General features: G+C 61.9%; 24 protein-coding genes. 9 read left to right on the top strand and 15 right to left on the bottom strand.

The features are described 5' to 3' along the window. Positions 1-6: 6 nt before the first annotated feature. Genes BSY240_RS20370 through BSY240_RS20360 form a run of 3 tightly spaced genes read right to left on the bottom strand, consistent with a single transcriptional unit; the run spans position 7 to position 4,505 of the window. Positions 7-2,964, bottom strand: a complete 2,958-nt coding sequence (locus tag BSY240_RS20370) for a sarcosine oxidase subunit alpha family protein (RefSeq protein WP_069043526.1) — start codon at positions 2,962-2,964, stop codon at positions 7-9. Beyond that, entirely contained in the window at positions 2,961-3,242 is a 282-nt protein-coding gene (locus BSY240_RS20365; RefSeq protein ID WP_069043525.1) for a sarcosine oxidase subunit delta, read from the bottom strand. Before BSY240_RS20365 ends, BSY240_RS20370 begins: the two co-directional genes overlap by 4 nt. Before the next feature lie 9 nt (positions 3,243-3,251). Continuing rightward, positions 3,252-4,505: a sarcosine oxidase subunit beta family protein gene (locus tag BSY240_RS20360; RefSeq protein WP_069043524.1), complete on the bottom strand. Its 1,254-nt coding sequence runs from the start codon at positions 4,503-4,505 to the stop codon at positions 3,252-3,254. Positions 4,506-4,724: 219 nt separating this feature from the next. On the opposite strand from BSY240_RS20360, the gene cysQ reads away from it, so the two are divergent. Together cysQ and BSY240_RS20350 are read left to right on the top strand one after the other, a co-directional pair. Next, positions 4,725-5,528, top strand: a complete 804-nt coding sequence (gene cysQ / locus BSY240_RS20355; RefSeq protein ID WP_083229759.1) for a 3'(2'),5'-bisphosphate nucleotidase CysQ — start codon at positions 4,725-4,727, stop codon at positions 5,526-5,528. Positions 5,529-5,651: 123 nt separating this feature from the next. Beyond that, entirely contained in the window at positions 5,652-6,677 is a 1,026-nt protein-coding gene (locus BSY240_RS20350) for a DUF2793 domain-containing protein (RefSeq protein ID WP_069043523.1), read from the top strand. A 68-nt stretch (positions 6,678-6,745) separates the two neighbouring features. Here the strand turns inward: BSY240_RS20350 and BSY240_RS20345 are convergent, their stop codons facing one another. Further along, positions 6,746-7,486, bottom strand: coding sequence for a LuxR C-terminal-related transcriptional regulator (locus BSY240_RS20345; RefSeq protein WP_069043522.1), 741 nt, complete (start codon positions 7,484-7,486; stop codon positions 6,746-6,748). Between the two features lie 403 nt (positions 7,487-7,889). Here BSY240_RS20345 and sciP point away from each other — a divergent pair, with 403 nt between their 5' ends. Next, a complete protein-coding gene (sciP, locus tag BSY240_RS20340) occupies positions 7,890-8,165 on the top strand; it encodes a CtrA inhibitor SciP (RefSeq protein ID WP_006725852.1) in 276 nt (91 codons plus the stop codon). Between the two features lie 83 nt (positions 8,166-8,248). Here the strand turns inward: sciP and BSY240_RS20335 are convergent, their stop codons facing one another. Beyond that, the gene (locus BSY240_RS20335) at positions 8,249-8,740 is read right to left on the bottom strand and encodes a paraquat-inducible protein A (protein WP_083229685.1); all 492 of its coding nucleotides are present in this window, start codon (positions 8,738-8,740) and stop codon (positions 8,249-8,251) included. Positions 8,741-8,821: 81 nt separating this feature from the next. On the opposite strand from BSY240_RS20335, the gene BSY240_RS20330 reads away from it, so the two are divergent. Next, a complete protein-coding gene (locus BSY240_RS20330; RefSeq protein ID WP_054148340.1) occupies positions 8,822-9,106 on the top strand; it encodes a GNAT family N-acetyltransferase in 285 nt (94 codons plus the stop codon). A 98-nt stretch (positions 9,107-9,204) separates the two neighbouring features. Here BSY240_RS20330 and BSY240_RS20325 read toward each other — a convergent pair whose 3' ends face one another. Continuing rightward, positions 9,205-9,555: a hypothetical protein gene (locus tag BSY240_RS20325; protein WP_054148339.1), complete on the bottom strand. Its 351-nt coding sequence runs from the start codon at positions 9,553-9,555 to the stop codon at positions 9,205-9,207. Positions 9,556-9,702: 147 nt separating this feature from the next. Next, on the bottom strand, positions 9,703-9,957 hold the full coding sequence (locus tag BSY240_RS24000) for a hypothetical protein (protein ID WP_150127507.1): 255 nt from the start codon (positions 9,955-9,957) through the stop codon (positions 9,703-9,705). Positions 9,958-9,990: 33 nt separating this feature from the next. Between BSY240_RS24000 and ctrA the strand changes: the two genes are divergently transcribed. After that, positions 9,991-10,692, top strand: coding sequence for a response regulator transcription factor CtrA (gene ctrA, locus BSY240_RS20320; RefSeq protein ID WP_054148338.1), 702 nt, complete (start codon positions 9,991-9,993; stop codon positions 10,690-10,692). Between the two features lie 168 nt (positions 10,693-10,860). Here ctrA and BSY240_RS20315 read toward each other — a convergent pair whose 3' ends face one another. Together BSY240_RS20315 and chpT are read right to left on the bottom strand one after the other, a co-directional pair. Then, positions 10,861-11,223 (bottom strand): response regulator, encoded by a 363-nt coding sequence (locus BSY240_RS20315; RefSeq protein ID WP_054148337.1) that lies wholly within the window; start codon positions 11,221-11,223, stop codon positions 10,861-10,863. A 114-nt stretch (positions 11,224-11,337) separates the two neighbouring features. Beyond that, positions 11,338-11,982: a histidine phosphotransferase ChpT gene (chpT, locus tag BSY240_RS20310; protein ID WP_069043521.1), complete on the bottom strand. Its 645-nt coding sequence runs from the start codon at positions 11,980-11,982 to the stop codon at positions 11,338-11,340. Positions 11,983-12,172: 190 nt separating this feature from the next. Between chpT and BSY240_RS20305 the strand changes: the two genes are divergently transcribed. Further along, positions 12,173-12,760 carry a DUF1134 domain-containing protein gene (locus BSY240_RS20305; RefSeq protein ID WP_054148335.1) on the top strand — a complete coding sequence of 196 codons (588 nt, stop codon included), beginning with the start codon at positions 12,173-12,175 and terminating at the stop codon, positions 12,758-12,760. Between the two features lie 186 nt (positions 12,761-12,946). Then, positions 12,947-14,092: a hypothetical protein gene (locus tag BSY240_RS20300; RefSeq protein WP_236759288.1), complete on the top strand. Its 1,146-nt coding sequence runs from the start codon at positions 12,947-12,949 to the stop codon at positions 14,090-14,092. Positions 14,093-14,136: 44 nt separating this feature from the next. Here the strand turns inward: BSY240_RS20300 and BSY240_RS20295 are convergent, their stop codons facing one another. Together BSY240_RS20295 and BSY240_RS20290 are read right to left on the bottom strand one after the other, a co-directional pair. Continuing rightward, positions 14,137-14,991: a TrmH family RNA methyltransferase gene (locus tag BSY240_RS20295; RefSeq protein ID WP_069043519.1), complete on the bottom strand. Its 855-nt coding sequence runs from the start codon at positions 14,989-14,991 to the stop codon at positions 14,137-14,139. Beyond that, entirely contained in the window at positions 14,978-15,370 is a 393-nt protein-coding gene (locus BSY240_RS20290) for a hypothetical protein (RefSeq protein WP_069043518.1), read from the bottom strand. Before BSY240_RS20290 ends, BSY240_RS20295 begins: the two co-directional genes overlap by 14 nt. Before the next feature lie 172 nt (positions 15,371-15,542). Here BSY240_RS20290 and BSY240_RS20285 point away from each other — a divergent pair, with 172 nt between their 5' ends. After that, a complete protein-coding gene (locus BSY240_RS20285) occupies positions 15,543-16,571 on the top strand; it encodes an RluA family pseudouridine synthase (protein WP_069044073.1) in 1,029 nt (342 codons plus the stop codon). 187 nt (positions 16,572-16,758) lie between these two features. Beyond that, the gene (gene rpoH / locus BSY240_RS20280; protein ID WP_069043517.1) at positions 16,759-17,661 is read left to right on the top strand and encodes an RNA polymerase sigma factor RpoH; all 903 of its coding nucleotides are present in this window, start codon (positions 16,759-16,761) and stop codon (positions 17,659-17,661) included. 77 nt (positions 17,662-17,738) lie between these two features. On the opposite strand, the gene BSY240_RS20275 is transcribed toward rpoH, so the two are convergent. From BSY240_RS20275 to BSY240_RS20260, 4 genes are all read right to left on the bottom strand, one after another. Beyond that, the gene (locus tag BSY240_RS20275; RefSeq protein ID WP_069043516.1) at positions 17,739-18,521 is read right to left on the bottom strand and encodes an ABC transporter permease; all 783 of its coding nucleotides are present in this window, start codon (positions 18,519-18,521) and stop codon (positions 17,739-17,741) included. Beyond that, on the bottom strand, positions 18,518-19,462 hold the full coding sequence (locus BSY240_RS20270; protein ID WP_083229684.1) for an ABC transporter ATP-binding protein: 945 nt from the start codon (positions 19,460-19,462) through the stop codon (positions 18,518-18,520). Before BSY240_RS20270 ends, BSY240_RS20275 begins: the two co-directional genes overlap by 4 nt. Positions 19,463-19,583: 121 nt before the next feature. Then, positions 19,584-22,079: a hypothetical protein gene (locus BSY240_RS20265; RefSeq protein WP_069043515.1), complete on the bottom strand. Its 2,496-nt coding sequence runs from the start codon at positions 22,077-22,079 to the stop codon at positions 19,584-19,586. Between the two features lie 59 nt (positions 22,080-22,138). After that, entirely contained in the window at positions 22,139-23,437 is a 1,299-nt protein-coding gene (locus tag BSY240_RS20260; protein ID WP_069043514.1) for an adenylosuccinate synthase, read from the bottom strand. Positions 23,438-23,532 lie beyond the last annotated feature (95 nt).

Below are 23,532 nucleotides of genomic sequence, written 5' to 3'. Positions count from 1 at the left end.
GGATCCTCACAGGTTCAGTTTCTTGTTGTCGGGGTCGTAGAAGACGGGGCTGACGACCTCGGCCACGACTTCCGAGCCGCGCAAACCGTCCCAGACGACGATCTTCTCGCCCAGCCGCTCGCGGCCGGATTTGAGGAAGGCAAGCCCGATCGTGTGGCCGAGCGTCGGCGAATGGCAGACGGAGGAGACCCAGCCCTGGTCGTTCAGCGTCGACGGCTTGACGTTTTCCTTCAAGAGATGGGCGCCGGCCTTGAACTCCTTGTCCCGCTCGACCGGCTTCAGGCCGACAAGCTGTGGACGGTCGGCGGCGGTCAGACCGAAGCGGCTGGAGAGCCGCTTGCCGATGAAGTCAGGCTTCTGCGTCGAGAACATTCGGCCGAGGCCGACATCGTCGGGCGTCGTGCGCCCGTCGATTTCGCTGTGGGTGATGAAGCCCTTTTCGATGCGCAGCACGTTGAGCGCCTCGACACCGTAAGCGCAGATGCCATGCGGCTTGCCGGCCGCCACGATCGCATCGGCAACAGCCTCGCCGTAGTTGGCCGGCACTGCCACTTCGAAGGCCAGTTCGCCGGAAAACGAGATGCGGAAGAGCCGCGCCTTCAAGCCCCCCTTGAGCAACACTTCCCGCGCTGAAAGGAAGGGGAAGGCTTCGTCGGAGATATCGTCCTCAATGATCTGTTCGAGGATGATCCGCGCCTTGGGACCTGCGACCGACATCTGGGCCCATTGATCGCTGGAGGAGACGAAGCGCACGTCGAGATCCGGCCAGAGAACCTGGGAACAGAATTCCAGATGCGTCATCACCTCGCCCGCATAGGCCGTGGTCGTTGTCATGAAGAAATGCTCGTCCGAGAAGCGGCTGGTCGTGCCGTCGTCGTAGATCATCCCGTCTTCGCGCAGCATCAGTCCGTAGCGCGCCTTGCCGACCGGCAGCTTCAGAAAGGCGTTGGAATAGATACGGTTGAGGAATTCCGCCGCATCCTTGCCGAAGATCTCGATCTTGCCGAGGGTGGAGACATCGCAGATACCGGCATTGGCGCGGATGTTCAGCACTTCCCGGTCAACGGCTTCCCGCCAGGTCTTCTCGCCATCGCGCGGGAACCAGGAGGAGCGATACCAGAGACCGGATTCGACGAAAACGGCACCGTTGCGCTTGGCCCAGCCATGCAGCGGCGAGGTGCGCACCGGTCGCGAATGTTCACCCCGCGAGGTGCCCGCCATCGCGCCGAAAGAGACAGGCGTGTAGAAGGGCCGGAAGGTCGTGGTGCCGATCTCGGCGGGGGAAACGCCGCGCATGCCGGCCATGATGCCGATCGTAGCTATATTGCCGAGCTTGCCCTGATCGGTCGCCATGCCGCCGGTGGTGTAGCGCTTACTATGCTCGACATGGCCCATGGCCTCGCGCTGGGCAAGGCTCAGATCCTTCACATGCACGTCGTTCTGGAAATCGACGAAGGCCTTGGACTTGGCGCCCGGGACATACCAGAGCGGTGCAAAACTCGCGTCGAATTCACCCTCGACTTCGGGCACGTCGACCGTGCCGACAAGACGACCGAGATCGCCGATCGCCTCATGCGCCTTGTCCGCACCATCGCGCAAGACGGCGGAAAGCGAGGCATGACCGGCTGCGGAACCGGCGATTCGGAACCCGTGGCCCACATCAGGCGCCAGGAACGCCTGGTGTTCGTCCGACCAGTAAGGCTTGGCGCCACGCTGGCAGGCAAGATGCACGATCGGGCTATAGCCGCCGCTCATCGCCAGCGCATCGCAGGCAATCTCTTCCTGATGGCCGACGCGTTCGGCGAGCAGGCTCTTGATCCGAAGATGACCGTTCGTATCGATGACAGAGCCGCCTCTTACGACCCGCACCCCATCGGGCGCAACATCGGAAGACTGTGTCCGCCCATCGATGACAGCCGCAACACCGACACCGGCCGCGACAAGATCGGCCGCCGTGCGATAGCCCGCACCGCCATTGGTGAAGATCGCGACGTTCTGGCCGGCGGCCACGCCATAACGGTTGAGATAGGTCCTGATGGCACCCGAGGTCATCACACCGGGCTTGTCGTTTCCACCGAAGACCAGAGGCCGCTCTTCGGCACCCGATGCCAGGATCGCCCGCTTGGCGACGATGCGCCAGACGCGCTCGACAGGCAGCTCGCCCGATGGCTGCGCCACATGCTTCTGCACCTTTTCGACTGCACCGAAAACATTGTCGTCATACCAACCAAACACAGTGGTGCGCGGCATCAGCGTGACATTGGAGAGGCTCTTCAGCTCCTCGACGACGGAGGCTGCATACTCGGCCGCCGGCATACCGCCGACGGTGACGCGCTCGGAAAGCAGCGATCCGCCAAGCCTGAAGCCCTCATCCGCCAGAATGACGCGCAGCCCGGCGCGCGCCGCAGCCCGCGCTGCCATCAGGCCGGCGGGGCCGGCGCCGATCACCAGCAGGTCGCAATGCGCCCAGGCCTTTTCGTAGCGATCGGGATCGGCGATGAACGGCGTCTTGCCGAGGCCGGCGGCTTTCCGGATGATCGGCTCGTAGAGCTTTTCCCAGAAGGCCTTCGGCCACATGAAGGTCTTGTAGTAGAACCCGGCCGAGAGAAACGGCGACAACAGGCTGTTGACCGCACCGATATCGTATTTCAGCGACGGCCAGCGGTTCTGGCTATTGGCTTCGAGCCCTTGATAGAGCTCCGCTACCGTGGCGCGCGTGTTCGGCTCGGTCCGACCGTCCTTGCCGATCGTGACAAGCGCGTTCGGTTCCGCCGAGCCTGCCGTCACGATGCCGCGCGGGCGGTGATATTTGAACGAGCGCCCGACCAGCAACTGGTCATTGGCGATCAGGGCCGAGGCCAGCGTATCGCCTTCATAACCCGTATAGGTCTGACCATCGAAGGAGAAGGAGAGCGTGCGGGCGCGATTGATGAGCCCGCCGGAGGAAAGCCGGTAACCGGTCATCGCGCGGCCTCCTTCGCGTAAACAGTCGCATCGGTCACGCTATAGACCTCGTGACTCCCAGCATTGTCGCGCTCGACCACCAGCCAGCGGCGGCAGCCGGCCGAATGGTGCCAGTGCTCGATGATCCGGCCCTTCGGATTGTCGCGGATGAAAACGTAAGCGTTCCAGGCATCGTCAGGCGCACCCGGCGCCGGGCGAACCGGGCTCGCATCGCCGCGAATGATGAACTCTTCCTTGGGACGGACGCCGCAATGCGGACAGGTGATCAGGCTTGCCATGGCGATGTCTCAATGCAGGTTCGGTTGGGGACCCTTGCCGCCTTCGTCGACGGCAAAGCCGCGTTCGAAGCGATCAAGGCGCAAGAGGCGGGCCACGGGATGGGCCTCGTTCTTCGCGATCAGATGGGCAAAGCAGAAGCCGGACGCCGGCGTCGCCTTGAAGCCGCCGTAACACCAGCCGCAATTCAGGTAGAGATTGTCGATCGGCGTGCGGTCGATGATCGGCGAACCGTCCATCGACATGTCCATCACCCCGCCCCAGGCGCGCAGCACCCGCACGCGGGAGAGACCCGGGATCAGCGACACGCCCTCCTCGATCGTATGTTCGACGGTCGCGAGATTGCCGCGCTGGGCATAGGACGAATAGTAGTCGATATCGGCGCCGAAGACCAAGCCGCCCTTGTCGGACTGCGAGATATAGAAGTGTCCGGCGCCATAGGTGATGACATTGTCAATGACAGGCTTGATGCCTTCGGAAACGAAAGCCTGCAGCACATGCGTCTCGATCGGCAGGTCGAGCCCCGCCATCTTGCCGGTGACGGAGGTATGGCCGGCGGTTGCCAGCGCCAGCTTGTTGCAGCCGATGAAGCCCTTGGTCGTCTCGACGCCGGTCACCTGGCCGAGTTCGTCGCGGCGGATGCCGGTCACCTCACAATGCTGGATGAGATCGACGCCGCGCTCGTCAGCACCACGCCCGTACCCCCAGGCAACGGCGTCATGGCGGGCCGTACCGCCGCGCTTCTGCAACAGACCGCCCAGGATCGGGAAGCGCGCATGGTCGAAGTTGAGATAGGGCATCATCTGGCGCACCTGCTCGCGGTCGAGCAGTTCGGCGGCCACCCCATGAATCATCATCGCATTGCCGCGCCGCGCATAGGCGTCGCGCTGGCCGTCGGTATGGAAGAGATTGACGATGCCACGCTGCGAGACCATGGCATTGTAGTTGAAGTCCTGCTCGAGGCCTTCCCACAGCTTCATCGACAGCTCGTAGAAGGGCTCATTGCCCTCCAGCATGTAGTTCGAGCGGATGATTGTCGTGTTTCGCCCGACATTGCCGCCACCGAGATAGCCCTTCTCGATGACCGCCACATTGGTGATGCCGAATTCCTTGGCGAGATAATAGGCGGTGGACAGACCATGCCCGCCGCCGCCGACGATGATGACATCGTAATGCGGTTTCGGCTGCGGCTCGCGCCACATCGGCGCCCAGTTCCGGTTGCCGGAAAGCGCCTGGCGGAAGATCGAAAGGGCGGAATAACGCATCGAACAACCTCTGCAAATGTCGCGTCACATTCGCATAGGCGTCACAAAGAGCAAGCGCGATCAGGACAAAATCTATGCTGTTTGAGACATGGAACACAGGTTTGATCGCAGTGCAGCACAGAAACATCACACCCCAGCAAGACCTTGCTACATAGAGCACTTCCAAAGCGTGGGAGACGGGGATAAACCGGAGAGGATGTGATCGGGAGCCCGGTTCAGGTGCGTGACAGGCAGGACATTCTGAAGCTGTTCGAGACGAGCGCGATTGCCGCTGGCCGCGTTATTCTCGACATCTACAAGGCGGGTGCAGGGGTGCGCCTGAAGGGCGACAAGTCTCCGGTGACCGAGGCAGACGAAGCCGCCGAACGCCTGATTCTCGATGCACTTGCCCACGTCTTGCCAGAAGTCCCTGTGGTTGCCGAGGAAGAGGTCGCCGCCGGGCGGATTCCCGATGTCAGTGGCGGGCGTTTCATCCTGGTTGATCCGCTCGATGGCACCCGCGAGTTCATCGGCGGCCATGACGACTTTACCGTCAACATCGCGCTGATCGAAGCCGGCATACCGGTCCTCGGCGTCGTCCATGCGCCAGCACTCAACACGCTTTATCTCGGCGGCGCCGGCAAGGCCGAGAAGTTGAAGCTTGATGAAAATGACACGGTCGTGGCCCGCATGCCGATTGCGGCGCGTTTGAAGGGGGCTTCCCCGTCAGCCCTGGTTTCCCGCTCTCACAATTGCGATGCGACCGACGCCTATATCCGCAAGGCAGAGGTTTTGGAGCGCAAGACCGTCGGCTCCTCGCTCAAGTTCTGCCTGGTGGCCGAGGGCGTCGCCGACCTTTACCCGCGCTTCAGCCCGACCATGGAATGGGACACGGCTGCGGGTGATGCCGTGCTTCGGGCAGCCGGCGGCATGGTTGCGACCGAAGACGGCGCGCCGCTCACCTATGGCAAACGCCTGCCCGGGCTGCGCACCTTCGAAAACCCACCGTTTCTCGCCACCGGACGCCCCTCCGAGCGGGGATGAGTTTCGGAAATTTTCGAGATTTTTCAATGGGGGCATGTGCTTTTCATCCCCCTCCTGTGCACCTCGCCCACACTCTCCGCTTCAACCCGCGCTGCCCCGGCAGCCAAACGCGAAGGAGAGACCATGCCTGACACGACCCCCAATCTCGCCCTGCCCTTCATCCTGCCGGCGCAGGCACAGAAGCACGTGACGCACAATGAAGCGCTCCAGCGGCTCGACGCGCTGGTACAACTGGTCGTCGTCGACGATGCAACGAGCCCACCTGCCGATCCAGCCGAAGGGGAGATCTACTGGATCACAGCACCGGAAACCGGTCTTTGGACAGGGCATGCCGGACAACTCGCCCTGTTTCAGGATGGCGTCTGGGTCTTCATGACTCCCAGGATCGGCTGGCACGCTCTTTTCCTCGACGAACAGAGGCTGAAGATTTTCGACGGCACGGACTGGATCGTGCCCCCGCTTGTCAGCGAAGCACGCTTCGAACGCCTGGGAATTGCCGCCGATGCCGATGACCACAACAGGCTCTCTCTGGCTTCACCGGCGACCCTCTTCAACCACGCCGGCGATAGCCATCGCCTGACGATCAACAAGGCTGCTACCCCGGATACGGCAAGCCTGATTTTCCAGTCCAATTGGCAGGGTCGGGCAGAGATGGGCCTTGCCGGAGAGGATCGCTTCTCGCTGAAGGTGAACGGCGACATGACAGGCTGGCGTCAGGCCATGAGCGTCACCCCGGAGGGCTATGTGCGCCACGATCAGCGACCGCTGGCCCGCGCCGCCCTGGCCACGACAACGCTCACACCGACGGCCGGCAGCTTCACCGGCTTTGACGACCTGCACCTCTCGGGCGGCGACATGTCCCTCGGCTCACCGCTCGCCTCCGGCCATGGCCGGCCGCTCGTGGTCGCTGTATCCGGTTACTATCTGCTGTCGCTCAGCATCTCGGCCGTCAGCACCGGCACCCACACGGTCCATGTCAGCCGCAACGGCGCCGCCGATATCGCAACCCATGTCGGGGGCGCCGGGACATCGAGCGCGGTCGCTCTGGTCTGGCTCGATGCCGGCGATACCTTGGCGCTTCGCCATCTGGGCACGATCCAGTACCAGTTCGGCTACGGCAAGACCGAGCTCAGCCTCGCCTTTCTCTGAAAATCAAAACGACGAAGGGCGCCGCTTGAAAAGCCGGCGCCCCTTTTCGTCTGTAAAGTGTGCGAGTGTCAGAGCAGCCGATAGCGACAGGCGCGCGCCACGGCCTGCATGCGGTTCACCGCCTCAAGCTTGCGCATTGCACTCTTGAGATAGCTGACAACCGTGTGGCTGGAAATGTCGAGGATGATGGCGATTTCATCGCTGCTCTTGCCGGCCGCCGACCAGCGAAGACATTCGATCTCGCGTGCCGACAGCTTTTCCTTCGGCCCAAGCCGTGGCACCAGGGCCTCGACGCCCGAATCCAGCAGCTCCATCGCACTCAAGTGCAGGGCAGCGATTTCCGGACGCTCGGGCGCATGGTCACGCCCCGAAAAGACGAGCACATACTGGGTCTGGTTGCGGTCGTTCAAGTTGAAGACCAGAGAACCGCCCATCTCAAACTGCTGGAAAAGCGGGGCAAGCGGCTGGCGCGCCTCCGATCCCGGCGTGCCGAGAAACAGATTGTCATGCGTGAAGAGCGGAAGGATAGACTGCTTGATCCGCGCGATCAGCAGGCTGCCGGCATAGACTTCTGCCGCTTCATAGCCGAGGCGCAATTCGTCAGGCCAGGTACAGAGGATCAGATTGGCCGAAAACTCCGGACTATCCGCCTTTGGAACGCGCGCAAGCAGCGTGTTTCGAAAGCCATGGCTGCGACCGAGCGCAGAGAACTCGCGCCCCCATGGGCCGGTGGAGAGCGCTTCGCTCTGAAAAACGGCATCACCGTCACCAAGACCGTGACTGCCCGTCACATCAGTTGGCCTGAACATAAAACTCCTTTCGACCGGACGTTCGTCCGATCGGGATTTCGAATGTTTGTGGACATTGAATCGCTCCATGGGGAACGAGTATCAGCTGGGCCTGTCGCCGGTCTTGCGGCCCCCGACGGAAACCGCGATGCTCGACATCTGCCCTTCCGATCGACGCATCGATCGAGACATCAGTATTGCTGGGGAGCCCAATGCCACAGATCGCTAATGGGCACCAGTCGCAGTCCTCGCATAACTCCTATGCATTTGCCGCAAGTTTAATCAACTTGTCCGAAACGCCACGACTCTCGCCCCAGCCCGGTCGCGAAAATTATTATCAAATGCTTACAATGGGCTTAGGCAAATTTTAAAGCATCGGTCCTAGTATGAGGGTGTGTGGTCTTGAGTTTGTATAGAGAGTCCAATGACCGAAATGATCCGCCCACGAGTGAAATATGTCATCGGCCCCGATGGCAGCCCCCTTACGATTGCCGATCTTCCGCCGGCCAATACGCGCCGCTGGGTGATCCGCCGCAAGGCTGAGGTTGTCGCGGCTGTGCGTGGTGGCCTGTTGAGCCTGGAAGAAGCCTGCGAACGCTACACCCTGACGGTCGAGGAATTCCTCTCCTGGCAGTCATCGATCAACGATCACGGCCTGCCGGGCCTGCGCACAACCCGAATTCAGCAGTATCGCCATTAGTCCATTTTCGTGCCGGCTCGCCCGGTACACTTCTAATTGCATCAGACCCATACCTGAAACCGGCAAGGCCCAGCCTGCCGGTTTCATGTTTTTCGGGCAATGCTTCCCGCGTTCAAGCCACTCAACGCCGCAACCGCCAGGCTGGATCCCGCATAAAACCACAGGCCCGGCTGCGTGAAGGCCTGAGCGAGCCCGCTGGTTTTCGTCGCGAAGATGACGATGGCGACCAGCAACACGTCCATCATCGACCATTTCGACAGCACCGGGACCAACCGCGTGAGCAACCCCTGCCCCCGCTGCACCTCGCCAGCGATATTTTCGGCCGCGAGAAGCAGCAGCTTGATCAGCGGAAAACCGATGGAAACGAGCCCGACCAGAAGCGCAAGCAAGCCGTCTCCGTCGGCATAGAGCGAAACGGTCACCTCGATCAGCGACGCATCGGTGGAAAAGACATAAAAACTTTCGAACCGCATCAGCGGCAGGCTCACGCCGAGCGCAAACGAGATTGAGGCTCCGACGACGAGGAGCGCCTTCAACCAGACGACCACAATGGCTCCCTTCCTGACATCGAACACAGCGTATCCGGCAGTTGGCTTCCCGGTCGGCTCTACCCGATGTTAAACAGAACCATCGAAACGCGGCAACAGGAGGCGTCAATGCAGATCACCAGTGAAGAGGCAGGATCGGGTGGACGCTATGTCGGTCGCATCGAGGGCATCAGCAAGCCGGCCGTGATGACGTATTCCCGTGCCTCCGCCAGCCTGATCATCATCGACCATACGGAAGTCCCGGACACCATGCGCGGACAGGGCGCCGGTCAGGCGCTCGCCGAACATGCCGTCGCTGCCGCGCGTGAAGGCGGCTGGAAGATCATCCCGCTCTGCCCGTTCATGAAGGCGCAGATGGACCGGCACCCGGATTGGAACGACGTGCGCAAGTGAGCACCGGTCAGCCGGTGCCCAAGACGAACGAAGGCGGACGCCGGATAACCCGCGCCCGCCTTCCTGTTTGAAATCTCAACCAGACTGAATAGCGTTATTCAGGCCCGGACACGCATCTGGCCATCGCGCTCTTCGAGAGCCGCCGCCTTCTGGTATTCCGCTTCAGCCTCTTCCAACGCCAGTTCTGCCGCTTCCTGCTGGACCTTCAGTTCCCGGATCGAGACCTGGAGATTGTCCGCGCGCTGGCGTGCCGCCTTGGCGAAGGTGGGATAGGCGAAATGATTGGGATCGGTGATGCCCGATTTCTTTTCCTCGATGCCGATCTGAGCTTCTAGCTCCTTCGCCATCCGTTCGAATTCCGACATCATAGACTGCAGCTGCTGCAATTGCCGACGCTTTTCGGTAACCTGAAATCCCTTCAGGCGTACCAGGCTCTCACGCGACTTCATACGCAATACTCCCGTGATGCGAGACCCCCCGCCACACTTGCTACTCAACACGCCCGCCACCGATTCGTCCAAAAAAAGTCCGCGGCGTTAACAAAAAGCTACCTTTGGTAACCTTTCGTTTACGGGCATCGTTAATGATAAGCCCGATCACTTAAGGGTCAGTAAATGCCAGAGCCCGAAAAGAGCTCGTGACAATGATGAGTCAAATGAATCGGTTACAGGGGTTTCCTGAGGTGCTGATTCAGGTGTGGCGATGACCGGAAACACATGAAGAATCAGGAGGCTGATATCTTTGCTTAATAAATTCGATACACCTTGCCAGAGGGAATCAGAATTTGTTAACCAATTGGTGGCAGCCTTCAAATCAGGCAACGACTGGATCCGTATCGCGTAGGGGGCCATCTTGACCTTTCGGCGGCGGTAAAGGGGATAAATATGCGGGTTCTACTCATTGAAGACGATAGCGCAACGGCGCAGAGCATCGAACTGATGCTCAAGTCGGAGAGCTTCAACGTCTACACCACCGATCTCGGCGAAGAAGGTGTCGACCTCGGCAAGCTCTACGATTACGACATCATTCTGCTCGACCTGAACCTGCCTGACATGTCCGGTTATGAGGTGCTGCGTACCCTTCGCCTGTCCAAGGTGAAGACGCCGATCCTGATCCTTTCCGGTATGGCGGGCATTGAAGACAAGGTACGTGGTCTGGGCTTCGGCGCCGACGACTACATGACCAAGCCGTTCCACAAGGACGAGCTGGTTGCCCGCATTCATGCGATCGTCCGCCGCTCGAAGGGCCATGCCCAGTCGATCATCATCACCGGCGAGCTTATCGTGAACCTGGACGCCAAGACTGTCGAAGTCGGCGGTCAGCGCGTTCACCTGACGGGCAAGGAATACCAGATGCTGGAGCTTCTTTCGCTCCGCAAGGGTACCACGCTCACCAAGGAAATGTTCCTCAACCACCTCTATGGTGGCATGGACGAGCCGGAACTGAAGATCATCGACGTCTTCATCTGCAAGCTGCGCAAGAAGCTCGCAAACGCTGCCGGTGGCGCCAACTACATCGAAACCGTCTGGGGTCGTGGCTATGTACTGCGCGAGCCGGATGGTGCGGAATACATGGAAACGGCGTAAGCCCATTTCCACTTCTTCAAAGAGGCCCGCGTCGATGACGCGGGCTTCTTGCATTTTGGAGCCGCGAAACGAGGGCTGCCCCGACGACGCACGGCCGAAACGCAAAAGGCGGCGCCCCTGGGCACCGCCTTTGTCACAGATGTCGTCGTTTAGCCCCGGCAGGGGAAATCAGGCAGCGATTGCCTTGTCGCCGAAGGTCTTCGTGAGGATCTCGCGATCGAAGGGCTTCAGGAGGAAGTCGCTGGCACCCGCCCGCTTCCCGGCCATCATCACCTTCAGCTCGGCTTCCACCACACAGTAGTAGATCTTGACCGCCTTGCCTTCCGGCAGCGCACGGACATTGGAGATCAGATCGAGGGCATCACTCATGCCGGCATCGACGATCATCACATCGGGAAGCTCGCGCTCGCAGCGCGACAGCGCCTCGCGACCGGACGCCGCTTCCGTCACCTGGTAGCCGAGTTCCGACAGGATCTTCTTGCCGACCTTGCGAACGATGTCGGACCCATCTGCGATCATCAGGCGCTTCATGGTGGACTCCCCTCCCCAGATACGGGGGATCTGAAATGTAATGGATACCTTAACGGGCCGCGCCTAAGGAAAGGTTACCGGTTGCAGCACTTGCGCGTCCCGAAGCGGGACGGTTCAGCTCACGACCTCGGCGGTGAACGCGATCTCGCCTTCACTCGGCACGCATTTCAGCTCCATGCTGCATTCATCCGCGAGCAGCACCGTGTAATAGGGCTGGATGGTATGGGCATCGACGGCTTCTTCGAGATGACCGGACAGGATTTCCTGATACTTCGGCGGCACCCGCAGCATGCGTCCCTTGGCGACGATCTTGAACTTGGCGTCCGTTTCCGGGTTTTCGAGAGAAATATCCAGCGAGCCGCCACGCGGAATGGCACCATAGGCGACCAGGAAGAGGTTGAGCAGCAGCTTCACCCGGTTCTTGGGGATGATCGCGCGCGGTCCGCTCCAGCTCACCTCGGTCTTCTTCTCGGCCTGGGCAAAATCCTTTGCTGCCTTTTCCGCCTCGCCGGTATCGATCGAAGCACCGACCGAGCCCGAAGCACCGAAGGCAAGTCGGGCGAATTTCAGCCGTACCGAGGCGTTGAGCGCGCTGGTCCGGATCAGATCCATCGCATCGGCATCGGCGCCGCCTTCGTCAAGCAGTTCCAGGCCGTTGTTGATCGCTCCAACAGGCGAGATCACGTCATGGCAGACACGGCTGCAGAGCAGCGCAGCAAGATCGGGGCCTGCAAGCGTGAGATTAGGATTCTTCGCCATGGTCTTCTCCAGAAGATGTGGACCCTCGAAGCAACAGTCGGACACACGTCCGCTGGCTACGACTTGGTCGGATACCGTTCGGCCATAATGACACCATATTTGGTAAACCGATTATTAAGACGATGCTCGCTAGGTTTAATTACCCCCAAGGAAGACGCCGAATCCGTCGGCTTCGCATTTAGGAGGCACTATGCGTCACCTGCCCCACTGCTCCCTGCCACTGCTGCGGTCGCTGGCCGTCGCCATTCTGGCAACGATCAGCCTCGTTTCGGCTCTGCGCCCCGCCCATGCTGCCGGCGAATACTCGATCCAGGAAGTGGTCGACGCAGGCCACGGCTTCTTCGGCGAGACCAGTGGAGCGCTCGCCAAGGTGATCGAGCAGGCCTTCGAGCAGAATGGCCTTCCGAACGGCTATATTCTGGGCCAGGAAGGCTCAGGCGCCCTCATTGCCGGCCTGACCTATGGCGAAGGCACGCTCTACACCAAGAATGTCGGTCAGCACGACGTCTTCTGGCAAGGCCCCTCCCTCGGCCTCGACTACGGCGGCAACGGCACCCGCACCATGATGCTGGTCTATGACCTGCCGGATGTCGACACGCTCTATGCCCGCTATGGCGGAGTGAGCGGCTCGGCCTATATCGTCGCCGGCGTCGGCATGACGGTATTGAAGAGCCGTGACGTGGTCCTGGTGCCGATTCGCACCGGCATCGGCGCACGCCTCGGCATCAATGTCGGCTATCTGAAGCTGACCCGCACACCCACCTGGAACCCTTTCTGAACCGTCTCGCCTTAATCCTTAAGGCTGAAGCAAGCTCGATCTGTTCTGTCGTTAGCCATATTGGTGTAAGGACATGGCTCGTCAGGCTGTTCTGCTTGCCGGGCGACACTCTGCATGCTTAACTATCTGCTAATGCTTCCCTAGTGCTGTGGCGCCGTCGTGATTGAATATACCCTGATATTCGCAATGGGATTTATGGCGGCAGCGCTGCTGGTGATGCTGGTTGCCCCGGCCGTGCATCAGCGCGTGGTGCGCTACACGGAGAACCGTCTGAAGGCCACCATGCCGCTCAGCCCGCAGGAGATCCGCGCCCAGAAGGACATGGTGCGCGCACTCTATGCCGCAGAAAACGCCAAAACCCAGCATGATCTGACCCGCGAGCGTGAAAAGACCATTGGCCTGACGCTGAAGAACGAGACACTCAGCGGCGACGCAGCACACCTCGTCGCAGAGACGAAGGAGCTCAAGGTCCAGATAGAAGACATGAGCACGGAAGCTGCCGACCTGCGCTCGCGTCTGCGTCGGGGCGACGTGGAAATGTCGACGATGCGCGAAACCTTGAAGCGGGTGGAAATCGCCGCAGCCGCCAAGGATATCGAGCTCGAGGACCGTGCCCATCGCATTGCCCGCCTGATCAGTGACATCGACACCATGCGCATCGAAGCTATGAGCCGCGACACCGAGATCGACACGCTGAAGACGCGCATTCAAGGGATACGCGACGAACGGGAAGACTTGCGGCGGGAAAACAAGTTGCTCGGCAAGCGCGCCAAGGATGCGGAACTGCGCCTGGCTCAGGAAGAGCACAAGGTTCTGCGCCTCGAAGACGTGCTGGCCCGGGATGCAGCGGAAAGAGCCGACGCAAGTTCTCTCGTAGAGCGCCGCACACGCGAACTTCGCGATCTCCGCGCCAAGCTGAAGACGGCCAATGCCCAGCTCCGCGAAGCCCAGCGCGCCCTTCGGGAAGCCGGCATCGCGATACCCGACGCCAAGGATACGCCGATGCCCGAAGACGAGATCGCCAATTCCAACCTCGCGACCGATACGACCGCGCTGGAATACGATATTCGGCGGAGCCAGACGGCCCTGACCGAGCGCCTGTTGAAGGTGAAGGCCTCGACCGAAGACGATGCAATGCGTGAAGAACTCGGTGATATCGCCGCCAAGATGATCGTTCTGACGGCCGCCCGTGAAGGCGAGCAGAGCGTCATCACAGACTTCGTCTCGCCGCAATCAAAGAGCGGGGACAAGCCGAAGAGCTTGGTCGACCGGGTACTCGCCATGGACCCGTCGATCGGTTGTGGCGCAGGCATGGCGACGCCAGCCGAATAGGCCGACTGGCTCGGCGATCCGAAACCGCAGTCCGGAACACGGGATTAGCCGAGGCGTCCCATGGCACGCGCGATGGCGTAGAGGGCAATGCCGCTGGCCGTGCCGACATTCAGGCTGTCGAGACCCGGGGCCTGGGCGATGCGGGCCGACCGGAAACGATGGAGGATTGCAGCCGGAAGCCCCTCCCCCTCCGTTCCCATCACCAGCGCCACGCGCCGGCCCGGCGCAACCGCGCCGATTTCGACCTCACCGGCAGGCGACAGAGCCCAGATTTCGAACCCAGCCGTGGCAAGTGCCCCGAGCACCTCTTCGGCGCTCCCCTGCCGGGCATAGGGAACCGTCAGAACCGAGCCGACGGAAACACGCAATGCCTTGCGATAGAGTGGATCGCAGCAGGTTTCGTCGAGGAGGACGGCATCCGCAGTGAAACCCGCCGCATTGCGGAACAGGGCACCGATATTGTCGTGGTTGGAGATGCCGCACCCGACCAGCGCCAGAGAGCTTTCCGGCAGACCGGCGACCAGATCGTTCAGTTCGGGTGGTGCAGAACGGCTGCCAAGCGCGAGAACCCCGCGATGCAGGTGGAAACCGGCGATCGCATCGAGAACCGCCGCATCGGCCACGTATACCGGGATATCCTTGGGGAAACGCTCGATCAGATCGGAAAGGCCAGCGACCCTGTTCTTCAGGAGCAGCAGCTTTTCCGCCCGCACCGATCCGAAACCGGCATGCGCCTTGGCCAGCATCGAGAGCACCACCGTGCCCTCGGCGACGAATTGACCGTGACGTCCAGTCAGGTCGCGTTCGCGGATCGAGGTGAACTCGGCGATCCTCAAATCGCCGGGATCGGTGATCTCGATGAGGCGCCCCGGCTCCACGCCTGCCTCAGTTGCTGCCAAGTGTGACGTCGGCAATGATGCGGCCGAGCGGCAGATCGAAGACGAAGGCCTTGCGCGCGCCATCAACCGTTTCGCCGTAGATCAGCATCTGGCTGCCGGACAGCGAGGTTTGCACCACGCGGAAACCGGCCGGCAGGTTGGCGGTCAGGCTGAGCGGCTGATCGGATGGGACCGCGAAAGGCTGCGACGTCGTGGCCACGGGCTCCGCCCCGCCTTCGTCACGCGTCAGCTTGTAGACGATCGATACGAGCACCGCGAGGAAGAGCACGGCCATGATGCCGCCCGAGATCAGCTGCAGCTTGACCATCTTGCGGCGCACACCTTCCATGACGGGATCAAGCGGCTTGTCTTCCGGGTTCTCGTCGTCGATATGAGCCATGGCAGCAGTCGTTTCCAATCCAAGTTCGCGCTGATTTGGATGCCTTCCCCGATGCGAACGAGCCGGAGAAAATTGCCGGGTCTACCGGCTGTCGATTGTCGAAGACCCCGGTCTGTGCCAAATGGCAGCGACAAAGGCCGAGACCCTGGCCGCCGTAAGACGGGATGACATGATGACCGACCCCTTTAACGAAGCCGCCGCATCAAGGAAAGAGCTGATTGCCGAGGATGATGCCTCAGGCCGCATCGACGCCTGGCTTACGGCGGCGCTCGGTCAGGAGTTTTCCCGCAACCGGGTGAAGGCGCTGATCGAACAGGGGGCGGTGCAGCTCAACGGCAATCTGCTCGACAGTCCGAACCGCAAGATCAAGCCGGGCGACAGCGTCGTCATCGACCTGCCCGAGCCGGAGGATCCGCAGCCGAAGGGCGAGAACATCCCGCTCGAGGTCCTCTACGAGGATAAGGACCTGATCGTGATCGCCAAGCCGCCGGGTCTCGTGGTCCATCCGGGCGCCGGCAACTGGCATGGCACGCTGGTCAATGCGCTGATCTATCATTGCGGCGACACGCTCTCGGGCATCGGCGGCGTCAAGCGCCCGGGCATCGTCCACCGCCTCGACAAGGACACGTCGGGCGTGATGGTCGTTGCCAAGAACGATATCGCCCACCGCCACCTTGCCAACCAGTTCGCCGACCATGGCCGCACCGGTCCGCTGGAGCGCGCCTACCGCGCCGTGGTCTGGGGTCGCCCTCGTACGCTTGCCGGCACGATCGATGCGGCGCTGGGCCGCTCTGGCGCCGACCGCACCAAGCGCACGGTGAAGCGCGAGGACACCGACGACGCCCGCGAGGCGATCACCCACTATACCGTGCTCGAACGCTATGGTGAAAAGCCAGACGCCACCTGCCTTGCCTCACTGGTCGAGTGCCGCCTGGAAACGGGCCGCACCCATCAGATCCGCGTACACATGGCCCATATCGGCAATCCGCTGGTTGGCGACCAGGAATATGGCGCCGCCTTCAAGACCAAGGCGAACCTCCTGCCGGAGGACGCTAAGCGCGCCGTCAACAAGTTCCACCGCCAGGCTCTGCATGCTTACCTGCTTGCCTTCGAGCATCCGACCACAGGCAAAACCATGCGCTTCGAAGCCCCGATCCCGGCGGACCTGCAGAAGGTGATCGATGCGCTGAAGGCGATGTGACACCCTGATGCTCTGATCCTGCCCGTTCTCTATCGATTGACACTCCGTCACGGCCTCGTGACGGAACACAAATCTTGTATCGCCGTTTTGCCATACTTATCTGTCATACGGATTTCTGTGGGATAGAGAGATCCACGGAGATGGGGCTCGCCGGAATTGGGAGCCCGCGAAGAAAGAGGGGTGCTATATGGCCCGCAGTAGTTTGCCATCGATCACAGCCGGAGAAGCCGGCCTTAACCGTTACCTGGACGAGATCCGCAAGTTCCCGATGCTGGAACCCCAGGAAGAATACATGCTTGCCAAGCGTTATGCCGAACACGGCGACCGTGACGCGGCGCACCGGATGGTCACGAGCCACCTGCGCCTGGTTGCGAAGATCGCCATGGGCTATCGCGGCTACGGCCTGCCGATCGGCGAAGTCGTATCGGAAGGCAATGTCGGCCTGATGCAGGCCGTCAAGAAGTTCGACCCCGAGCGTGGCTTCCGCCTGGCGACCTACGCCATGTGGTGGATCAAGGCCTCGATCCAGGAATACATCCTGCGCTCCTGGTCGCTGGTTAAGATGGGCACCACCGCCAACCAGAAACGCCTGTTCTTCAACCTGCGCCGCCTCAAGGGCAAGATCCAGGCGATCGAGGAAGGCGACCTGAAGCCCGACCAGGTCACCGAGATCGCGACCAAGCTGAAGGTGTCCGAGGAGGAGGTCATTTCGATGAACCGCCGCCTCTCCGGCGACGCATCGCTGAATGCACCCTTGCGCGCCGCCGAAGGCGAAAGCGGTCAGTGGCAGGATTGGCTCGTCGACGACCACGAAAGCCAGGAAGCCGTCCTGATCGAACAGGACGAGCTCGAAACCCGCCGCAGCATGCTGAAGCGGGCAATGAGCGTGTTGAACGATCGCGAACGTCGCATCTTCGAAGCTCGCCGCCTCGCAGATGATCCGGTCACGCTGGAAGAACTCTCCACCGAGTTCGACATCAGCCGCGAACGCGTCCGCCAGATCGAGGTCCGCGCCTTCGAAAAGGTCCAGAAAGCCGTCCAGAAGGACGCCCTGGAGCGCGCCAAGGCCTTGCGGGTGGTCGAGGCTTAAAGAGCCTGCAGCCCCTGCAATAGCTGTTCAAGCCGTCCGGGCAACCGGGCGGCTTTTCCTTTGTGGGTGGCCGCTTGTTACTCCGATGCCAGTTGCTGCCGCGAGAAGACTGCAAGTCCAAGCCCCGTCAGGACGCAGAACCAGCCGAAAAGCACCGCGGCGCCGATCATTGCCGCAACGGGCGTCCCTCCCGCGAGCAACCAGTCCCGCAAGTCCTGAGCCGCATAGCCCGGCAATGGCAACCGATCGGCATCCGCTCCCAGATAGACTTGGAGCAGTGTCGAACCGATCGCCAAGAGAAAGGCTGGGATAACGGCCGCAATCATCGACCGAAAGGCAACCACGAGCAGGGCAGCGAGCGACGCCAGAACCGCAAGTTCAAGAAATGCGATCCCGAATGCCGCCACCATCGCAATGAGCGAGGACGCCGAGATGTCGAGAGCTTGCCCTTGCAAGACACCAAACAGCATGGTCAGCACAATATCGCCGACAGCAGCCAGCAACAGAGCGAATGCGAGCCACGCGAGGCAAACGAGCAGCTTGGCGGCGAAGAGCTGCATGCGCGGATGCCTGGGCACCAGCAGCCGCCAGGTGGAATAGCGATATTCGAGAAAGAAGACCGTGGCGATGCCGAGCGCAAAGAGCAGGTGCGCCAGCGAGTTTCCAGAGAGACTGAGGCTCTTCGCCGCCGACAGGAACACATCGACATCGCCGGACTGCCGCCCCATACGCAGATAGATGAAGCCTGCGATGACCAGCTTGACCAGAAGTGCCGCGAGCGGCACGGCCAGGAAGCCCCAGAAGAGTATGCCCGGCTGACGGACAAGCTTGAGCATTTCGGCAGAGAGAAGCGGGTTCATGAGCGCACCTCCCGCGTCTCTGACAGGAAGACGGTTTCCAGATCCGGCTTGATCCACTTGGCCTCGTGAATGCGAACGCCGGCATTGGCGAGCGACAGGATGAGGTTGGGTACCTCCGTCCGTTCGATCCGTACGTAAACGCCGCCGTCCGCTTCCTCGGCCTCTTCGCCGAGACGGGCAAGCACCGCATCCGGCGCGTCCACTTTCAGCCAGAAGCGACCGTCACGATCAAGGAGGTCGGCAACCGCACCTTCGGCGACCAGCGCCCCCCGCCGGAGGATCGCCACCCGGTCGCAAACCCGCTCCACCTCGTCCAGCAGATGACTGGAAAGAAGCACAGTCAGGCCATCGCGATGCGCCAGTTCGTGGACAAGGGCCCGCATCTCCAGAATGCCATCGGGATCGAGCCCGTTGGTCGGCTCGTCAAGGACGAGCGCCTCGGGCTGCCCGATCAACGCACAGCCGATGCCGAGCCGCTGTTTCATGCCAAGCGAGAAACCGGAGACGGCCTTGTTAGCCGCCTTTTCAAGGCCAATGCGCTGCAAGATCGGCTCCACAAGCGTTGCGGTACCCGTGGCGCCCGCCAACATCTGCAAATGCTCTCGGGCCGTCAGGAAGGGGTAGAAGCTCGGCGATTCGATCAACATGCCGAGACGGCTGCGCTGGGCGGGGCAAGCCGGCTCGCCGAAGATCCGGATCTCGCCGCGATCGGGCCTGACCAATCCGGCGAGAATGCGCAGGAGCGTACTCTTGCCCGCGCCGTTCGGACCGAGCAGGCCATAGACGACACCTCGGGGGATGGAAAGGCTCAAATCATCGAGCGCCTTGATGGCCCCGCTTCCACGCCCGAAACCCTTGCTGACGGCCAGGAAGGCAATGGCCGGATCACCGCCCGGATCGGCAAAGGGAATCGTCGACACTCGCTGCGCCTGTACTGACATCACGTCGTCCCTGCATTGGTCGCTGACGGAGAGAACTTCCGCTGCCCTAACCCTGAAATCGAAAACAAAAATCCGCCGGGACATGCCCGACGGATCCGTAGAAAAGCGATAGGGACGAGCCTCAGTTCGCTGGCGCGGCGGGCGTCAATGCCGCCCACTCGCGGATGACCTGATCGAAGACATTGCCACCGGTCGTTCCCTTGTCGAGCGTGATCAGCGCGCGTCTGCCATTGCGGTAGGTGACGGGAATATCGATCCAGCCGCGCGTGGACAGAAGGTCCATGTTGCGCTTTACCACGTCCTCGAAGTCGTTGAGCGCCACGAGATAGGTGTCGTCGGTCACCTTGGCCGTTACGGCAACCAGCGGGTCGCCGCGGTCCTGCTCGGTACGCTTCATGGCAATCCGCTGCAGATTCTCCACCGCACCACCCTCGAAATCCGCAGGCACGGAGAACACCACTTCGATGATGTGGCTCGCCGGCAGCGAATTGTCGGTGTTGCGCTTGAAGGTCAGGAGCGCCGAGATGCCGCGCTCCGGCACGTTGATACGGCCCTGGATCTGCGGATCAGGTCGGCCGTCCGCCCCGTTTTCACGCACAGCCGTCCATGTGATCGAACCAGGCACTGCGACCGGCGTCGCCTGACCGATACGCTCTTCGTAGAGGAAGAGCTTTTCCCCGCCGGCCACGACTGCCGTATTGGCGGCGGTTCCCGGCGTCTGCGTGGCAGCCGCGCCATTGGCAGCAGCCGGCGCATCGGTCGGCTCGACCGTGGACGCCACGGTCTGGGCCGAGACGGAGCGACCTTCGGCGGGCGCGCCCTCGATGGGCGCCGATCCGGCCCCTGCATCGATTTCCGTTCCGTCGGCCTGCAGTCGCTGCGTGAATTTCTGGCTGCCGTCGTCGACTGCAGGTGCCGCCACTTCCGGTGCAGTCGCCGTGTCGGCCGGTGCCTCCGGCTGCTCTGCAGGTGTCGCCGCGGGCGCTTCGGCGGCCTCTTGCGTCGGCACAACCTCGCCCGTCAGGTTGGCGACCATGCTGCCGATCTGATCACGCATGCTCCAGGCGAGATAACCGCCAGCGCCGAGCACAACCAGCACCAGCGCGGCAACGATGATCGGAGCCGGATTGCGACGCTTCTTCGGCTCGAGGCGATAGGCAGGCTGCTGGCCATAACCGCCGACCAGCGCTTCCATGCCATCGGCCTGGCCCGCGACGTCGACCTGCGCACCCTTGGCGCTGGGTGCAAAGCTGTCGATATGCTCGTCCCATTCGCTGGCCGCAGGGGCCGCAGAAGCAGAAGCCGGAGCACCATTGCCTTTCTGAGTCTCGCCCTGATCGACATGCTCCTGGAACCACTGGCTGAAGTCATCGGCGTCGATTGCCGGTGCCGTGGAGGTGGACGCGATCTTGCCGAGCACGACCGGATCGGCATCGGGAAGGCTCAAGCCCTCCGGCGCGACATAGTCGTTGCTGGCCTCGACGTGTACAGGTTCCTCATAGGCGGGGAACTCGTCGGTTGGCGTATAGGAAACGGCCGGCGGCGCGGTGTCGATTTCCGGCAGTTCGGGCACGCGATTGGCGGCCGTTTCGGTCGCAGCCGGCAGCTCCCAGCTTGCCGAGGGGATGACCGGGGCCGGATCGAGTGCGCGGCTCTGAAGCCAATCCTCAACCGAATCCACCCGAATACCAACCTCCGGCGCCTGCGGCGGGAGATAAGGCTCGACCTCGACTGCCGCGTCAGAGCCAAGGGGCTCTTCGGCAACAGGTTCGACCTCGACAACAGGCACGGCATCCCAGGCGGGTGCAGCCGTTTCCGGCTCGTCACCCCGAGGCCAGGTCTCTTCGGCGGTCAGGCCTTCGCCGTAGGGTGCAGCGGCTGCGACCGTTTCGACATCGTCCCTCGCCTCCGGCGCCGGTTCGTATGGCGGCTCCGGCTCGACGGCAGGAGCATCGTCTTCACGGCTCTCGTAGAGCCGCGAATAGTCGTTCTCCGGCTCCTGAACCGCAAAGGGTTGGTCCTGCCAGGCGGTTTCCGCAGACGGCATCGGTTCGACGGCCTGTTCCGGAACAGACTCTTCTACGGGCGTGATGGTTTCTTCGGCGACGTAGGCTGGTTCTTCGGCGACATAGGCTGGCTCCTCCACCGCTGCAGGTGTCGCAGGCTCGGCCATGTGGGCGTCCGCCCAGTCATCACCGCTTACCGCCGGCTGAGGCTCGACCGGCTGTTCGGCCGGAGCAGCGTCTTCTGCCGGTTCCGGCGCCGCCACATCCTCGTTCGAAGAAGGCGCGTATTCCGGCTGCGGCTCGCCCCAGGCAGGCGCAGAAACAGCCGTTGCCGCTGCCACACCGGCAGCCGCGGCTGCAGGCATGGAAGAATCAGGCGTCTCTTCAAGCGGAGGCAAGGCATCCGCATGTTCCGCTTCGACTTCACGGATAGCCGCATCGAGCTTGTCGAGCTGACGCTGCAGCATATGCTCGGGCGGGCGCGGTGACATGTTCTCGAGCTGCCGAACGACAGCGGCGCGAGCCTTTTCATAGACTCGCGCGCGCATCTCCGGAGTATTGTTCGACAGGCCGTCCACGGCCCGTCGAATCACAGCGATAAAGTCAGCCATCAGCACTTTCTCTTGAGAGCCGGCCCGCCGCGCCGGCAAAATTTCAATAAAATCCTAGATTAATCCTCGAAGGGGTCCGTCACAAGTATTGTGTCGTCGCGTTCGGGACTTGTCGACAGGAGGGCGACCGGAGCACCGATCAGCTCTTCCACCTGGCGCACATACTTGATCGCCTGAGCCGGCAAATCCGCCCATTTCCGGGCTCCGACGGTCGATTCCTTCCAGCCTTCGAGCGTGATGTAGATCGGCTCGACGCGTGCCTGGGCAGCCTGCGCTGCCGGAAGATAATCGATTTCCTGACCGTCGAGCTTATAGCCGACGCAGATCTTTAGCTCTTCAAGGCCGTCGAGAACGTCGAGTTTGGTCAATGCAATGCCGGTGATTCCATTGGTGGCAACCGACTGGCGCACCAGCGCCGCATCGAACCAGCCACAACGGCGCTTGCGGCCCGTGACGGTGCCGAACTCATGGCCCTTCTCACCGAGGAACTGACCGATCTCGTCGTGCAGCTCGGTCGGGAACGGACCTTCACCGACACGCGTCGTGTAGGCCTTGGTGATCCCGAGGATATAGCCGAGCGAGCCCGGGCCCATGCCGGAACCGGCCGCGGCCTGACCGGCGACGGTGTTCGACGAGGTGACGAAGGGATAGGTGCCGTGGTCGATGTCGAGCAGGGAGCCCTGCGCGCCTTCAAACAGGATGCGCGAGCCCTTGCGGCGCTCCTTGTCGAGCAGCACCCAGACCGAATCCATGAACGGCAGCACGCGATCGGCGATAGAAGTCAGCTCTTCCATGATCGTCTTGTGCTCGATTTCGGCAACGCCGAAGCCGCGACGCAGCGCGTTGTGGTGGGTCAGAATACGTTCGACCTTGCCTTCCAGCGCATCGAGATCGGCAAGATCCATCACGCGGATCGCGCGACGACCGACCTTGTCTTCATAGGCCGGGCCGATGCCGCGACGCGTGGTGCCGATCTTGGTGCCGCTGTTGGAGGCTGCGTCTTCGCGCATGCCGTCGAGCTCGCGATGCAGCGAGAGAATCAGCGTGGCGTTTTCGGCGATCCGCAGATTGTCCGGGGTCACTTCGACGCCCTGATCCTTCAGACGGCCGATTTCGGCGATCAGCGCATGCGGATCAACGACCACGCCATTGCCGATGACAGCCTTCTTGCCCGGGCGCACGACGCCCGAGGGAAGCAGCGAGAGCTTGTAGGAAACGCCGTCGATGACGAGCGTGTGGCCGGCATTGTGTCCGCCCTGGAAGCGGACCACGATGTCCGCACGTTCAGAGAGCCAGTCGACAATCTTGCCCTTGCCCTCGTCACCCCATTGCGAACCAATCACCACGACATTCGTCATCACATAATCCTGTATATTGCGCAGTGCCTGCGCCTTCCCAAACCCGCGCATCTATACTGTGTTGTTTTTGGGAAATCGACCCGTCTTGACGGGCG

The sequence above is a fragment of the Agrobacterium sp. RAC06 genome, assembly GCF_001713475.1.
Lineage (GTDB): Bacteria > Pseudomonadota > Alphaproteobacteria > Rhizobiales > Rhizobiaceae > Allorhizobium.
The sequence above is the reverse complement of the archived record's forward strand: the minus strand, read 5'-3'. Positions and strand labels throughout refer to the sequence as shown.

Bases quoted from the DNA above. Each gene is read 5' to 3' on its own strand.
- rpoH (WP_069043517.1), top strand. From the start codon at position 16,759: ATGGCCCGCAGTAGTTTGCCATCGATCACAGCCGGAGAAGCCGGCCTT.
- BSY240_RS20330 (WP_054148340.1), top strand. From the start codon at position 8,822: ATGCAGATCACCAGTGAAGAGGCAGGATCGGGTGGACGCTATGTCGGT.
- BSY240_RS20350 (WP_069043523.1), top strand. From the start codon at position 5,652: ATGCCTGACACGACCCCCAATCTCGCCCTGCCCTTCATCCTGCCGGCG.
- BSY240_RS20365 (WP_069043525.1), bottom strand. From the start codon at position 3,242: ATGGCAAGCCTGATCACCTGTCCGCATTGCGGCGTCCGTCCCAAGGAA.
- BSY240_RS20315 (WP_054148337.1), bottom strand. From the start codon at position 11,223: ATGAAGCGCCTGATGATCGCAGATGGGTCCGACATCGTTCGCAAGGTC.
- BSY240_RS20265 (WP_069043515.1), bottom strand. From the start codon at position 22,079: ATGGCTGACTTTATCGCTGTGATTCGACGGGCCGTGGACGGCCTGTCG.
- BSY240_RS20285 (WP_069044073.1), top strand. From the start codon at position 15,543: ATGACCGACCCCTTTAACGAAGCCGCCGCATCAAGGAAAGAGCTGATT.
- ctrA (WP_054148338.1), top strand. From the start codon at position 9,991: ATGCGGGTTCTACTCATTGAAGACGATAGCGCAACGGCGCAGAGCATC.
- chpT (WP_069043521.1), bottom strand. From the start codon at position 11,982: ATGGCGAAGAATCCTAATCTCACGCTTGCAGGCCCCGATCTTGCTGCG.
- BSY240_RS20325 (WP_054148339.1), bottom strand. From the start codon at position 9,555: ATGAAGTCGCGTGAGAGCCTGGTACGCCTGAAGGGATTTCAGGTTACC.
- sciP (WP_006725852.1), top strand. From the start codon at position 7,890: ATGACCGAAATGATCCGCCCACGAGTGAAATATGTCATCGGCCCCGAT.
- BSY240_RS20360 (WP_069043524.1), bottom strand. From the start codon at position 4,505: ATGCGTTATTCCGCCCTTTCGATCTTCCGCCAGGCGCTTTCCGGCAAC.
- BSY240_RS20275 (WP_069043516.1), bottom strand. From the start codon at position 18,521: ATGAACCCGCTTCTCTCTGCCGAAATGCTCAAGCTTGTCCGTCAGCCG.
- BSY240_RS20270 (WP_083229684.1), bottom strand. From the start codon at position 19,462: ATGTCAGTACAGGCGCAGCGAGTGTCGACGATTCCCTTTGCCGATCCG.
- BSY240_RS20305 (WP_054148335.1), top strand. From the start codon at position 12,173: ATGCGTCACCTGCCCCACTGCTCCCTGCCACTGCTGCGGTCGCTGGCC.
- BSY240_RS20290 (WP_069043518.1), bottom strand. From the start codon at position 15,370: ATGGCTCATATCGACGACGAGAACCCGGAAGACAAGCCGCTTGATCCC.
- BSY240_RS20370 (WP_069043526.1), bottom strand. From the start codon at position 2,964: ATGACCGGTTACCGGCTTTCCTCCGGCGGGCTCATCAATCGCGCCCGC.
- BSY240_RS20260 (WP_069043514.1), bottom strand. From the start codon at position 23,437: ATGACGAATGTCGTGGTGATTGGTTCGCAATGGGGTGACGAGGGCAAG.
- BSY240_RS20300 (WP_236759288.1), top strand. From the start codon at position 12,947: ATGGGATTTATGGCGGCAGCGCTGCTGGTGATGCTGGTTGCCCCGGCC.
- BSY240_RS20345 (WP_069043522.1), bottom strand. From the start codon at position 7,486: ATGTTCAGGCCAACTGATGTGACGGGCAGTCACGGTCTTGGTGACGGT.
- BSY240_RS24000 (WP_150127507.1), bottom strand. From the start codon at position 9,957: ATGGCCCCCTACGCGATACGGATCCAGTCGTTGCCTGATTTGAAGGCT.